This is a genomic window from Sediminicola sp. 1XM1-17 (assembly GCF_037203765.1).
Classification (GTDB): Bacteria; Bacteroidota; Bacteroidia; order Flavobacteriales; family Flavobacteriaceae; genus Sediminicola.
Map to the genome: position 1 here is coordinate 447,266 of NZ_JBBCAS010000001.1, position 13,399 is coordinate 460,664.

General features: G+C 40.8%; 11 protein-coding genes and 1 pseudogene. 4 read left to right on the top strand and 8 right to left on the bottom strand.

The annotated features are described in order from the left end of the window. Positions 1–11: 11 nt before the first annotated feature. Entirely contained in the window at positions 12–617 is a 606-nt protein-coding gene (locus WAA86_RS01990; RefSeq protein ID WP_337299292.1) for a DUF4254 domain-containing protein, read from the top strand. 58 nt (positions 618–675) lie between these two features. Then, complete coding sequence (locus WAA86_RS01995) at positions 676–1,677, top strand: glycosyltransferase family 9 protein (protein ID WP_337299489.1); 1,002 nt, start codon at positions 676–678, stop codon at positions 1,675–1,677. Between the two features lie 8 nt (positions 1,678–1,685). Here WAA86_RS01995 and WAA86_RS02000 read toward each other — a convergent pair whose 3' ends face one another. The 8 genes and pseudogenes from WAA86_RS02000 to WAA86_RS02035 form a co-directional block, all read right to left on the bottom strand. After that, a complete protein-coding gene (locus WAA86_RS02000; RefSeq protein ID WP_337299293.1) occupies positions 1,686–2,300 on the bottom strand; it encodes a TetR/AcrR family transcriptional regulator in 615 nt (204 codons plus the stop codon). Between the two features lie 234 nt (positions 2,301–2,534). Continuing rightward, the gene (gene arsS, locus WAA86_RS02005) at positions 2,535–3,590 is read right to left on the bottom strand and encodes an arsenosugar biosynthesis radical SAM (seleno)protein ArsS (protein ID WP_337299294.1); all 1,056 of its coding nucleotides are present in this window, start codon (positions 3,588–3,590) and stop codon (positions 2,535–2,537) included. Between the two features lie 108 nt (positions 3,591–3,698). Continuing rightward, positions 3,699–4,034: an arsenosugar biosynthesis-associated peroxidase-like protein gene (locus tag WAA86_RS02010; protein ID WP_337299490.1), complete on the bottom strand. Its 336-nt coding sequence runs from the start codon at positions 4,032–4,034 to the stop codon at positions 3,699–3,701. A 252-nt stretch (positions 4,035–4,286) separates the two neighbouring features. Further along, a pseudogene (locus WAA86_RS02015) lies at positions 4,287–4,901 on the bottom strand (metallophosphoesterase family protein); the annotation flags it as partial. After that, positions 4,889–6,220 carry a sodium:solute symporter family transporter gene (locus WAA86_RS02020; protein WP_337299295.1) on the bottom strand — a complete coding sequence of 444 codons (1,332 nt, stop codon included), beginning with the start codon at positions 6,218–6,220 and terminating at the stop codon, positions 4,889–4,891. The gene WAA86_RS02020 and the pseudogene WAA86_RS02015, both read right to left, overlap by 13 nt. Before the next feature lie 35 nt (positions 6,221–6,255). Continuing rightward, positions 6,256–7,707, bottom strand: coding sequence for a SusD/RagB family nutrient-binding outer membrane lipoprotein (locus WAA86_RS02025; RefSeq protein ID WP_337299296.1), 1,452 nt, complete (start codon positions 7,705–7,707; stop codon positions 6,256–6,258). Positions 7,708–7,716: 9 nt separating this feature from the next. Then, the gene (locus tag WAA86_RS02030) at positions 7,717–10,920 is read right to left on the bottom strand and encodes a SusC/RagA family TonB-linked outer membrane protein (protein ID WP_337299297.1); all 3,204 of its coding nucleotides are present in this window, start codon (positions 10,918–10,920) and stop codon (positions 7,717–7,719) included. Between the two features lie 64 nt (positions 10,921–10,984). After that, on the bottom strand, positions 10,985–11,680 hold the full coding sequence (locus WAA86_RS02035; protein WP_337299298.1) for a DUF2064 domain-containing protein: 696 nt from the start codon (positions 11,678–11,680) through the stop codon (positions 10,985–10,987). A 315-nt stretch (positions 11,681–11,995) separates the two neighbouring features. Here WAA86_RS02035 and WAA86_RS02040 point away from each other — a divergent pair, with 315 nt between their 5' ends. Beyond that, entirely contained in the window at positions 11,996–12,991 is a 996-nt protein-coding gene (locus tag WAA86_RS02040; RefSeq protein ID WP_337299299.1) for an NADP-dependent oxidoreductase, read from the top strand. Between the two features lie 144 nt (positions 12,992–13,135). Then, on the top strand, positions 13,136–13,312 hold the full coding sequence (locus WAA86_RS02045; protein WP_337299300.1) for a hypothetical protein: 177 nt from the start codon (positions 13,136–13,138) through the stop codon (positions 13,310–13,312). The last annotated feature ends 87 nt before the right edge of the window (positions 13,313–13,399 follow it).

Here is a 13,399-nt window from a genome sequence, read left to right on the forward strand (position 1 = left end):
TATGCACAATAATGTTCAGTGACTTTGCCTATACTATTTTTGAAGAAAGCATTCAGAAATATCACGAAAAGGATGATGTTGATCAAACCTTTGACAATCCATATGAAAAGGATGATATCGCCCATTTGTTATACAGAAAAAACTGGATCGATACCGTCCAGTGGCATTATGAGGATATCATTAGGGATCCAAATATAGATCCTAAGGCAGCCTTGGTTTTAAAACGTAAGATCGATGCAAGCAATCAGGACAGGACGGATCTTGTAGAATACATTGACAGCTATTTTCTACAAAAATACCAAGTAGTAGAAAAGAAGCCAAATGCCACAATCAATACCGAGAGTCCTGCTTGGGCGATAGACCGACTTTCCATTTTGGCGTTGAAGGTCTATCATATGAAGGAGGAGGCAGAGCGGACCGATGCTTCCCAAGAGCACTTGGCAAAATGCCAAGAGAAGTTAAACGTTCTTATAGAGCAAAAGAAAGATCTTTCTACAGCCATTGATCAATTATTGGCAGATATTGAAGCTGGCAATAAGTACATGAAGGTGTATAAACAAATGAAAATGTACAACGATGAGGAATTAAACCCTATTCTTCGTGGCCAAAAAGGGTAAGATTTTAGAACATTCTTCAGACAGGCCGGTGCACCTACTGGTAATCCGACTGTCAGCTATGGGAGATGTGGCCATGACGGTTCCCGTGCTCTCGGGTTTGGTCCACCAATATCCGAATGTGAAGGTTACCGTATTGACAAGAGGTTTTTTTGCTCCTTTGTTCCAGGGTATTCCCAATGTGGTAGTTTATGCTGCGGATGTAAAAGGAAAACATAAAGGTGTATTGGGGCTGTACAAACTCTTTAAAGAGCTGACCACACTTCAAATAGATGCAGTGGCCGATCTACACTATGTACTGCGAAGTTCCATTTTAAAAACTTTTTTCAGGCTAACCAATATTCCCTTCGTACAAATAGATAAGGGCCGCGCCGGCAAAAAGGCACTTACCGCCCATACCAACAAGGTATTCCGTCCATTACAATCAACCCATCAGCGATATGCCGATGTTTTTGCCGTATTAGGATTCCCTATTGATTTGGAATCGGTCGCCCCTGCATCACAAAGTGAAATATCTGCAACCATTGAAAAGGTTGTAGGGCCAAAAACTGAAAAGTGGATCGGAATTGCTCCATTTGCTGCCTTTGAGGGTAAGATGTATCCGTTGTCCCAAATGCGAAAGGTGGTTAAGGCTCTTTGTGAAAACAAGGATTTCAAAATTCTATTATTCGGAGGAGGCAAAAAAGAGGAGCAACAGTTGGATATCTGGGCTGTAGAATTTAAAAATTGTGTAAATATGGCCGGGAAAATTGCCTTTGAGGAAGAATTGACTGTTATTTCCCAATTGGATCTCATGGTGGCCATGGATAGTGGAAATGCCCACTTGGCGGCTATTTATGGGATACCTACCATTACTTTTTGGGGTGTTACCCATCCCTATGCAGGTTTTTATCCGTTTGGTCAGGACCCAAATAATGCGCTTTTGGCCGATAGGGAACAATATCCATTGATCCCTACCTCGGTCTATGGGAACAAATTTCCCAAGGGCTATGAATCGGTTATGGAAACCATAGCCCCTGAGGCGGTTATCGATAAAATAAATGCGGTCTTGAATAGAAGGTAATTTTCTTCCTAGGCAACCGCTTTTTGGGAAATCAGCTTAAAGTAATTTTTCAATTGCTGGATATACTTATATCGCAATGTTCTAGGGTTGCCTTCTACCATTAGGGTTCTTATGCCTATATATGAAGAGATAACATAGGTGGCTACAGCCTCACTGTCCACATGTCTGTCTATATAGCCATCGGTCTTTCCCTTTTGTAGGGTCGTGATCAAATTTACTTCCCATACGCTCATTATATCCAAAAGATATTTCATGATTTCCGGATTCTTACCATTGAATTCTGTGATAAAGTTGCTCAATACGAATCCATAATCCAATTCATTGTGCTCTGCGGTTTCCAGCGCATCATCAATGGCTGTTATAATGACATTTAAAGGATCCTCTTGGCCTTCAATGGGCTCAACAAGCATACTGTACACTTTTTGGAACAGAAGGTTCTGTACGATGCTGATAAAGAAATCTTCCTTGGATTGAAAGTGGTAGTAAAAAGCGCCTTTGGACAGGGATAGCTTTTTTAAGATGTCGTCTATACTGGTATTATAATACCCTTGTTGGTAAAACAATTCCAGTCCGGTACTCTGCATACGCTGCATGGTAGCCATGCGTTTTAGGTTCTTTTCCATAAGATTTGGGTTTTGGGTAAAACAGACCCGAGAGTCTTTTACAAAGAACTGGCAGATATAAGATTTGGTAAATATTAAAAGACGAATTGCACGTTAAAATCGTTATAACGTCTATTTTCTACAAAAATGACTTGATTTCAAAAAACAAACCGACCAATCAGTTGGTAATTGGTCGGATTGTTTCTTGGATGAAGTGCAATTGCACAACATATGATGATCTAAAATGGGCTGAATTTAGGCTACTGTACCCTGACAGCTACTCCCTGCACCTGCGGTACAGCCATAACAATGTTGTGATATAATGATGTTCCTATCATTTAAGATATCTTCATTATAGTCTTTTATATGTTTTACCTTACTGGCCACTTTAAGATCCAGCATCTGATTAAAATCACAATCGTATAACCAACCATCCCAACTGATGGAAATGGTATTGGTGCACATTACATTGGCAACAGCAGCAGGGTTGTAGGCTTCCACAAGGGCATACATGTAATCTTCATAGTTCTCTGAAGCTATCAAATAATCCAAAAAGCGGGCAATGGGCAAATTGGTTATGGCAAAGAGGTTGTGGAAATCTATATCGAAATCTTCTTTCAAAGCCTTTTTAAAATCGCGCTCCATGGCAGCTTGGTCTCCTGGTAGATATGCTCCGGACGGATTGTATACCAAGTCCAATCGCAGATCACTTCCTGGCATGCCATACCCAACAGCGTTCAATTCCTGTAGTGCTTTAATGGATTTGTCAAAAACTCCATCCCCACGTTGTTTGTCCGTTTTACCTCTGGTATAATGGGGCATGGATGAAATTACATGGACATTATGTTTTTTGAAGAACTCTGGAAGATCGTAGTATTTTTTATTGGCCCTGATGATGGTCAGGTTAGATCGAACAATAAAATCCTGGATTCCTGCCTTGGACGCTTCTTCTACGAACCATCTAAAATCTGGGTTCATTTCCGGGGCACCACCGGTAAGATCCAAAGTATGGGCACCCGTATTGCGGATGACTTCCAAACATTGTTCCATGGTTTCGCGCGTCATGATTTCCTTTCGGTCCGGTCCGGCATCAACATGGCAGTGCTCACAGACCTGATTGCACATATAGCCCACATTGATCTGTAGGATTTCCAATTTCTTGGGTCTAAGCGGAAATTGACCTATTTGATCAATCTTGTCCTTAAAATAGGGGAGTTCCCCATCCTCAAAGATCCCTCCGTTAAGAATTTCCAGTTGCTTGTTGCCAATTGCAAGATCATCATGTCTTGCTTTCAATGATTTTGTAGCCATTTTTTTTGTATTCAATATTTAGTACGCAAAATCTTGTGAAGTTTACAGAATAAAGCTGATTTCTTTATTCTGGAAACCTTGTAGATACTGCATTTGCAATAATTCAACTTACATGGACAGTTTGTCGTATTTCTTCATCATCTGTACGCCATGTACCAAGGTTGCACCACTTTCAATGGCTGCCCCCACATGTACCGCTTCCATCATTTCTTCTTTTGTAATTCCTTTTTGCAATCCGTCCTTGGTATAAGAATCGATACAGTAAGGACACTTGACCACATGTGAAACGGCCAAAGCAATGAGCGATTTTTCACGGGCGGTCAATGCTCCTTCTTGGAAAACCTTTCCATAGTAGTCAAAGAATTTCGTCCCTAATTCCTCACTCCAATCGGTAATTTTTCCAAACTTTCTTAAATCTGCTGGATCGTAATATGAATCTGCCATCTTTTTTTGTTTTTTAGTTTCTGTATGTTCGTTTTTATTGCCAAAATTATATGCAACCCCTTTTAGTTTCCTTTCCGCCAAGGGAAGTATTTCCATATTGTCCCAATAACCGGTCAGGAGGGTATCGGCATAGGCTTCGGGTAAATGATTTTTTATCATTAACTGGTTGGCAGTCTTATGATCGTATTCAAAATATTCATGGGAAATCCCAATCTTACCATCAACATCTTCAAGGATCATGTACCAAACCCTTGTTTGCCCCTCATTGGCAGGCATCCCTATGACCCCAGGATTCAGCCATAACCTATCCCCCAACTTTTGGTGGAATGGAAGTCCACAGTGGCCGGCTATGATAACATCGCTTTGGGTTTGTTCAAAATTTTGTTGTTTGATATTTTCTGGAGTGGATTCAAAAATAAACTCCGAAACATTATTATAATCCCCATGCACAACCATGACCTTTTTGCCACCATAGGTAAAGGCCAAATGATGGGGCAGCCTCCCCATCCATTCAATGGACCCTTGCGAAAGCTGCATTTGTGAATAAGGGTACCATAGTTTGGAAAATCCATCACATCTGCTGCCTTCCGTAAAGTCACAGCCGCAGTCTTCTCCCCCTTCGTATAACTGTTGTTCAACATTGCCAGAGATGCTTCTGGCACCCCATTTTCTAAAAAGGGAAACAGTTTCTTCTGGTTGGGCACAATAGCCAACAATGTCACCTGTACAGATTGAATTTTCTGCCGGGATGCCTTTTTCTTCGGCAATGGCCATCAAACGCTCCAAGGCCTGTAGGTTGCTATAGACCCCGCCAAATAATAGGAGTTTGCCCGAAAGGGTGCCTAATTGTGTTATCATTTTATCCATTTGGGTATAAAATATAAAAGGATACAGGAGAATATTCCCCAAAAATTTATCCAAAGTAAATCTGCGTATTTACCATTTGTGAAGATCAATGCTTGGGGGAACATTTCAAAAAGCAATAAAAATCCAAATAATATACCACAAAAAACACTTAAATAGAAACTGATTTTTGGTGTTTCACTTTTCCAGAACAAAAAGACAGGGGTCAAGCCAATAACCATGGTTCCGCTAATGGTGGTGGCCGATAAAATTTCTGCATCCAAAAATACAGGAATAGTGCCTAAAATGGCAATGGCAGCCATGGACCAACGCCCAAATTTTAAGGTATTGCCCATATTAAGGTCAACTGATAACAGCTTTGAAAAAGATGAAAAAGTGGAATCCAAGGTGGAGGCGGCCGAAGTGATCATAATAAAATTGATCACCAAAAGAATGACCACACCAAAAGCTTTTCCAACTTCAACCGCTGCCTGTCCTTGCAAACCGCTATGCTTGGCATAAACACCAATGATACTAAAAAGTATAATACTGAGAGCTCCCACCAAACTGGCCCATAAGAAGCTTTTTCGTGTAACTCGTGGACTACTTATAAATCCTCTGTCGGTTAGTACCGGATCATGAAAAGGATAACTGAAAGACTGTAGAAGTGCTGCCAAAAGTAGATTGACACCCATTTCAAAACTCCATACCCCAGTAGTTAACGCCTTGGAAGGGGAGAAGGAAGTATCTACATGGAAAACGTTCCAGAGGATGATGAACAGTAAGATGGAAAATAAGGCCATTTGAATGACATCTGTAAAAATAGAACTGCTCAGTCCCCCTTTCAGGGTATAGGCCAACGTTAGTGCGGTAAAAACCAAAATGGACCAATAATAGGGAGATGATCCTGTTTCGCCAAAGTAGGTTCCTATGACCATGGTGTTGCTCCATACCTCGTTAAATAGTCGTATCGCGATCAATATGGAAAATACAGCTACTGCACCTTTGCCAAATCTGGTAATTAGAAAATGGTGGATACTTTTAAATTTGCCCTGCTTTCTCATTTGAAAAATAATAAGTCCGGCAACCGCAAAAGAGACATAATAGGCAGCATAGGCCACGCCACCTACGATTCCATAATCCAATCCCAAATTTGCCGCATTGGTTATGCTCTTGGCAAATATCCATGAGATGACCAGACTCCCCATCAACATAAAGGTGTTAGGAGCTTTCTTATGGTGCACAGCCTTAAAAAACTGATTGGTATTTTTAGCAAGTGGAGAAAGTAGGAACAGTATCACACTTGAGGTGACAATCAAGCCCCATTGCCAAATTTGTTCCATACTTAATTATTTATATTCTACTTATTTTGTTTTTTCTATTGGTCCCACCATACCCTTACATTGATGCTGTTCCCATCCGTTGCCGCTGCCGCAGCGGAATAATTTTTATTGTTCAACGCCTCTTCTTCTGCCGGATAGGGCATTCTAACCGGAATTAGGTCATTGTTCAAACTCGCTGAAATAGTTTTTAATTGCGGGAATCCTGTTCTTCTGTATTCTATCCAACCCTCATAACCATTGATCATATTGGCTATCCATTTTTGGGTGATAATCTGTTCCAGAGGATCTGCACCTGTTAAACCATATGCCGCATCAATCGTCAAATAGGTAGAAGGCAAAGGAACTTGCCAGTATTCAAAAGCTTGAGTTACCCCTCTTTCGTATAATTGCTGGGCGTTGGCATTGATCAAACCTTTTTCGGCCGCCTCTGCCAACAGGAACTGTGTTTCCCAACCGGTCATAAAATTGGCATCCAAGAGTCCGGTATTTTCCCTAAAAATGGTACCTGTCAAAGAATAATCTGCCAAGGCTATGGAGGTCTGGGAGGCATCAATACCATTTAAAAGGCCATTGAACTCTTCATTGGTGCTATTGGCAAACGGACGGAACAATCGTTCTATCCTATCGTCGTTAAGATCGGTCAATATCTCCTCCATGGTTTCGGAAAGGACAAAATTGTTGAAATCTCCTATGCGCAAGCGTGCCAATCTAAAATTATTGGGTTCCCCATCGGTAAAATCAAAAACAGCATTTTGTGTGTTGTCGTTTATAAATTCGCCTCCATCAAAAATGAGTTGCAGATCTGAGCTTACATCCATTTTGTTGGATATTCTCATCAGTGCTTTTATTTTCAGGGAATTGGCAAAACGAATCCAAGCTTCCAGATCCCCATGGAACAATATATCTCCCTCCAGGGCAATGGTACCCGAATAGTTTTGAATGGCCAAAACTCCTTTGTCCAAGTTGTCCAAGATGCCTCCTTCGGCCATATAAATAGTTTCTTGGGCATCATAACTTGGTGTAACCGTTTCGCTCTTGCCCCTAAAAGCCTCTGCATAAGGGACATCCCCAAAAATATCTGTCAGTCCAGCGGTCATATACGCTTTTAGAATAAGGGCCGGACCTTCATAAACAGCAAAGGTTTCTATGGTACGCGCCTGATCTAGGATGATTTCATTGTCACGTAGGTTTTTGTAAAAAATGGGCCATGGATTGCCTCCCAATTGAGGGGATTTTAGATTATGCCTATCAAAAAGGTTAAAATCCAATGCCGTGGTGTATTGCCCCAAAAGATTACCTGCGGTGAAGCCTTCATAGGACATCTGCTCCCCATAATCATAAATAACTTGGCGCAATAGAAGATTCGGCTGTACGCCAACAGGTGCATTAGGATTGGTATTGATTTCTTCAAAGTCTTTGGTGCAAGAGCCTACAACGACCAATGCCATGATTAAGACCCAAACCTTCGTATGTATATAATTTTTCATTTGTCGTACTTAAAAATTAATTCCTGCTTTTAACCCAATACTTCTTGTGGTTGCATAGGACATATCCTCTACACCACTTACAAATCCTTGTCCTTGAACGGCAAGCTGCTCAGGATCAAAATGGGGGTTTTCGGTTATTGCAAATAGGTTCCTTCCAATAAGTGAAATATTTAGGGTGGCATCTGTTTTAAAAACCTTGAGGTTATCAAAGGTATAACCTAAGGCCACTTGTCTCAGTTTTAAGAATGATGCATCGTAGGTGTTGTTCTCTTCATGGTTTCTGTCATAGAATTGGCGGTAATAACTTTCGGCCGTCACGGCAACCGTATTGGGTTGGTAAACCGGGGCACTTTGGGTACCTACATTAACAACTCCTTTGGGTACTATGCCATCTTCTGGTCTATTTGAAGTTTCGGCCAACTGTCCACCCACATTACCAAGAGCTCTTGTTCTGGACACAATAATACCACCCTGTCTCCAATCCAAAAGAACACCCAAATCCCAGTTTTTATATTGAAATTGATTGTTGAAGCCCATCATAAAGTCTGGATTGTAGTTCCCTAATTTCTGTAAATTGTTATCCGGAATATAGCGCCCCTGATCTGTTAGGATAAATTCCCCGTTCTCGTTCCTTAGATATCCCGTACCGTAAAGATCACCGACACGCCCACCTTCTTCAACCTGTAAAAATACCGTTTGGTTTTGACTATCATATATTCTGGAATAGGCCAAGGTCAACCTTCCATCCTCTTGGGGAAGGTCTTCCACTACAGCCCTGTTGGTACTAAAGTTTAGTGTGCTTTTCCACCTAAAATCTTGGGTAGCTATGGGGGTAATACCTGCAATGATTTCTATTCCTTGGGATCTTACAGCCCCTCCATTGACCACTTGTTGGGTATACCCAGATGAAATTCCTATGGGCAGGGATATGATTTGGTCCTTGGTTAGTGCATTATAATAGCTAACATCAAAATTCAGGCGGTCCCTAAAAAAGCGTATATCGGCTCCAATTTCAAATGAACTTGTAGTTTCTGGTTTAAGATTAGGGTTGGCGATGGTATTTTGATCGCTAAAAGTGGGCTGACCGTTGAATGGGGTCTGGGCTACAAATGCCCCTGTAGTCTGATAGGGATTCGTGTCATTTCCCACTTGGGCATAACTGGCACGTAACTTTGCAAAAGATATAAATGCTGGTAGGTCTGCTACTTCAGAAATGATAAAACTACTGGAGACCGATGGGTAAAAGAAAGAGGTGTTGTCTACTGAAAATGGAGTCGCCAACGAACTGGACCAGTCGTTACGTCCGGTAATATCCAAAAACAAATAGTTTTTGTAGCCCAGTTTTGCAATACCATAGAAACTATTGATTCTTTTTTCTGACTCAAATTCGAATACCTCCACCGGAGAAGCGGCATTGGATAGTTTAAAAATACCAGGCTGGGCCAAACTAGTGGTCTGGGATTGGTTGGTAGCCGCCCGTTGATCCATTCTATTGCCACCCAATGAAATATCTACCTTGAAGTCGTTAAACCTATTGGTATAATTCAAAAGGACGTCGGTGTTGATCTCACGGAAGAACACATCGTGCTCTGCATAGCCACCATTTCTAAAGCGGTTGGAGCTGAAAGCTCTTTTCAATTGTCGGAGCTCACTGGAATAGTCCATTCCTGATCGTATGGTAGCACTCAGATGATCTGTAATTTCATATTTGGCGGATATGTGGCCAAAAACCCTGTCCCTATTAAAAGAGTTGGTATTCTCTTTAAGTATAAAATAAGGGTTGTCAAAAAAGGTATAGTTGTAGGAATACTGTTGCAGTCCCTCCAATCCGGGCTGCCAATAATCCTTCAAGCTTTCTATATTCAATGATCTTGGTCCCCATGCTACCAAAGAGTAGTTCACGTTTTCGGAACCATAACCATTGGACGGCCTATTGTCACTTTGTGAATTGATATAACTGATGGCAGAATTGATTTTCAGTTTATCCGTAGGTGCAAAACCAAGTCGGGCACTTATGGTTTGGCGATCCAAATTAACTCCAGGGATAATGGATTCGCTTCTTAAATCGGTAAAAGACAGCCTATAGTTGCCTTTATCAAAACCGGAACCAATGGAAAGGTTATTGATGGTGGTAGTACCGGTTTCGTAGAAATCCCTTAAATTATCGGGGTGGGATATAAACGGGGTAGGTGTAATGGCAATATCATCATATAATGCCGTATCCCCGCCACGGACTGTTCTGCCGTCAGGTAAAAATACCGGGCTATCAAATTGGGGTATCAATAAGCCTTGGTCCAATCGAGGACCCCAACTATAGGTGATATTGTCGTTTGTTCCGCCTCCTAGACCGTCCACAAAAGCAAATTGCCCGGAATTACCTTGTCCATATTCATTTTGAAATTCAGGCAGTTTAAAGGCCGAATCCACAAAAAAACTAGTGTTGTAGCTAATTCCCAATCCCCTGCTATTGGCCCCATTTTTTGTTTCAATGACAATGACCCCATTGGATGCCCTTGTGCCATATAGGGCTGCAGCACTAGGGCCTTTAAGTACAGACACCGAAGCAATATCATCTGGGTTTACTTCCATCGCTCCGTTTCCAAAATCTATGGCTTGAAACCCTGCCGCAGCTTCATTGGTAAAATTAAATATTGAGTTGTTGTTGATGGGCACGCCATCTACAACAAACAAAGGGTTGTTATTGGAAAAAGATGCTTCGCCCCTTATGGTTATTTTTGAGGAGGAGCCTACCCCTGTGGCACCTTGGTTGATGGTTACACCGGCCAATTTTCCAGATAAGTTGTCCAAAAAATTGACCGATTTAACTTCTGTCAGTCCTTTTGAATCGATGCTCTGTACCACATATCCCAATTCTTTACTTTCCCTTTTAAGACCAAAAGCCGTTAGTACAACTTCATCCAATTCCTGACTTGAATCTCGCAGCACCATATTGATCATGGGCCTTTGGCGAATAGCAATAATTTGAGTCTCAAAACCCAAGGATGAAAATTCCAAGGAACCTGTATTGTCCGGAATATTAATGGCATACTCCCCTAAGTCGTTCGTGGTAGCCCCCTGGTTCGTTCCAACATATACGATATTCACACCTGGCAGTCCTTCGCCCGTTTCAGAGGTTACTTTGCCCGAGATAATGGTTTGTGATGTACCCAATGCACATAAGCATAAGGTCATTATTATAATGATTCGTTTCATTTAATTCTTGTAATGGTAATAGTATTGGTTTTTTGCAAAAAGAGAATTTTGCACTTGAATAAGTTTAGACCACAATTAGAAGAGGTGATCCTTTATTGTAAATGCATTCGCTATGTACTTCGGAATATTCATATTGTTTGTATTCAATATGATAACTATGGAAACCGATAATGTACAACATGAGTTGTATTAGTCGATCGGAAACCTGGGATTGTAGTTTTATAATATCCTTCAAATCTTGGACACAATCAATATCTGTAAGTGTTACAAGTTGAACGATGGCTTTGTTGTTTTCTTGAATCAGATTTAATACTGCAGCGGCGGTGCGGTTCGTTTGCCACGGGATTTTTTTAAATTCAATGGCATCAAATTGGGATTTGTGGATGCCCATTAAATAAAAGCCACCATCCGCACAACGGCCCATAACCGATTGCCGGTTCGCTAAATGTAAGGATGCGCTTTTAATCTGTTCAACTTGCAATAAGGGACTATCATTGCCTATGGTAATGATATTCTCATAACCATGATCAAAAACAGATTGTATGGCATTGGTAAACCGTTCCCCAAAAGTGGCCCCTATCTGTTCGTTTTCCGTAACATGAAAATAGGAAAGACCAGATTTTTCTACCGTATGAATTGTATTCTTGGTAAGCTCAGTATATAATTCTGCGGCTTTAGGGATGGGTTTGTGCAACATTTCCTCAGATGGGGAAAGTGCAAATACCAGAACTGCCGTGGACAAATGTGCTTTTGGGGGCATGAAAATTTTGACTTTGATCTACCTACGTTAAAAACGTGTTAAGGGTTTGGTCGAAGGTCGAACTTTTCCATTACATGTTCATTAAGAAATTTAACATTTTGTTATTTTATATTCCTGATATGAGAAATAATCTAAGTGTTATGGTCAAAAAGCGGAGTAATAGTTATATAATTTTGTTAAAGAAGTTCTATGTGGCATAAACTACCATTAAGTAGGTATCTTGGTGTTCCAAAAGATATTCAGATGCTAACAGAATGTATAATTCCCAGCACTTTGTGAAAGCGTTTTTAATAAATGAAAGAAATTTTTACGATTATGAGCAAGACAATTTTACTGGACAAAAGGCCCGAAGGAAAGCCAACTAAGTCCGACTTTAAATTTGTAAATGAAACCACGCCCGAAGTCAATTCAGGAGAAATACTTTTGAAGACCCATTATATTTCCGTAGATCCTTATCTAAGGGGTAGAATGAGGGATGTTAAATCATATATCCCTCCTTTTGAACTACAAAAGCCTATTGTTTCTGGAATCATCGCAGAGGTAATGGAGTCTAAAAACAAAGATTTTTCCAAAGGAGATTTTGTTTCAGGCACCTTGGCATGGAAGGAACAACAGGTATCCAACGGGGATGGCCTGATCAAAGTAGATGCTGAAAGGGCGCCATTGTCTGCCTATTTGGGAATATTGGGAATGACCGGACTAACGGCCTATTTGGGGCTCACCGAAATCGGAAAACCTAAAAAAGGAGAAACATTATTGGTTTCTGGTGCCGCAGGAGCTGTTGGTAGTGTAGTAGGGCAAATAGGAAAAATTCTTGGATTAAGGGTTGTTGGTATTGCAGGTAGCGATGAGAAAGTGACCCTATTGAAATCTGATTTTGGCTTCGACGATGCCATAAACTACAACACCACCGACAATATGGCAAAGGCTATTGCGGAAAAATGCCCGGATGGGGTAGATGTATATTTTGATAATGTTGGAGGCGATATTTCAGATGCCGTTTTCTATAATATCAATAAGAAAGCGCGACTCGTCATATGCGGGGCCATTTCGGTCTATAATGAAACAGAATTACCCAAAAGTATCAGTGTGCAGCCCTTTTTGATAAAAAATAGCGCGCTAATGCAAGGGTTTATCATTTTTGATTATGTGGACAAGTATCCGGAAGCCATGAAACAACTGGGTCAATGGTTGGGAGAAGGCAAACTGACCTATAAAGAGACCATTGTAGAGGGGTTTGAAGCCACCCCACAAGCATTCATCGATCTGTTTGACGGTAAAAACAAAGGAAAGATGGTGGTAAAGGTTTAATTAACCATAGGTTGAACGACCGATGGAGTCTAACTTTTTGTTTAAAAAAGAGCTAGAAAAAACCTGTTTTCATAAGTGATAACAGGTTTTTTTTAAGTTCAATGGGCCAAAGGTGGCCGAAGGTTATTTGGATATGGGTGAGAAATGGGAATAAATCAGAAAACCAACCTATTGGTCGGTATGAATTTTGTGGTAATCAGGTTTGATTGGGACAAGTTAGATATGGATATCGTTTTTGTCGTTAAAGGGAACAACATTAGCATCATTTTGGAGGATTGTTTGGGCTTGCAGACCTTACGGTTTGTTGATTCTGAACTTTAGAAGACTTAAATCAGGATTATTTACGACTGAAATAGGTAATTTTAAACTATATTAAGTAGGGTGCTAAACAAAATCATTTAAAGTTTT

Excerpts from the sequence above, each read along its gene's own strand:
- WAA86_RS01990 (WP_337299292.1), top strand. The coding sequence starts at position 12 with ATGTTCAGTGACTTTGCCTATACTATTTTTGAAGAAAGCATTCAGAAA.
- WAA86_RS01995 (WP_337299489.1), top strand. The coding sequence starts at position 676 with ATGGGAGATGTGGCCATGACGGTTCCCGTGCTCTCGGGTTTGGTCCAC.
- WAA86_RS02000 (WP_337299293.1), bottom strand. The coding sequence starts at position 2,300 with ATGGAAAAGAACCTAAAACGCATGGCTACCATGCAGCGTATGCAGAGT.
- arsS (WP_337299294.1), bottom strand. The coding sequence starts at position 3,590 with ATGGCTACAAAATCATTGAAAGCAAGACATGATGATCTTGCAATTGGC.
- WAA86_RS02010 (WP_337299490.1), bottom strand. The coding sequence starts at position 4,034 with ATGGCAGATTCATATTACGATCCAGCAGATTTAAGAAAGTTTGGAAAA.
- WAA86_RS02020 (WP_337299295.1), bottom strand. The coding sequence starts at position 6,220 with ATGGAACAAATTTGGCAATGGGGCTTGATTGTCACCTCAAGTGTGATA.
- WAA86_RS02025 (WP_337299296.1), bottom strand. The coding sequence starts at position 7,707 with ATGAAAAATTATATACATACGAAGGTTTGGGTCTTAATCATGGCATTG.
- WAA86_RS02030 (WP_337299297.1), bottom strand. The coding sequence starts at position 10,920 with ATGAAACGAATCATTATAATAATGACCTTATGCTTATGTGCATTGGGT.
- WAA86_RS02035 (WP_337299298.1), bottom strand. The coding sequence starts at position 11,680 with ATGCCCCCAAAAGCACATTTGTCCACGGCAGTTCTGGTATTTGCACTT.
- WAA86_RS02040 (WP_337299299.1), top strand. The coding sequence starts at position 11,996 with ATGAGCAAGACAATTTTACTGGACAAAAGGCCCGAAGGAAAGCCAACT.
- WAA86_RS02045 (WP_337299300.1), top strand. The coding sequence starts at position 13,136 with ATGGGAATAAATCAGAAAACCAACCTATTGGTCGGTATGAATTTTGTG.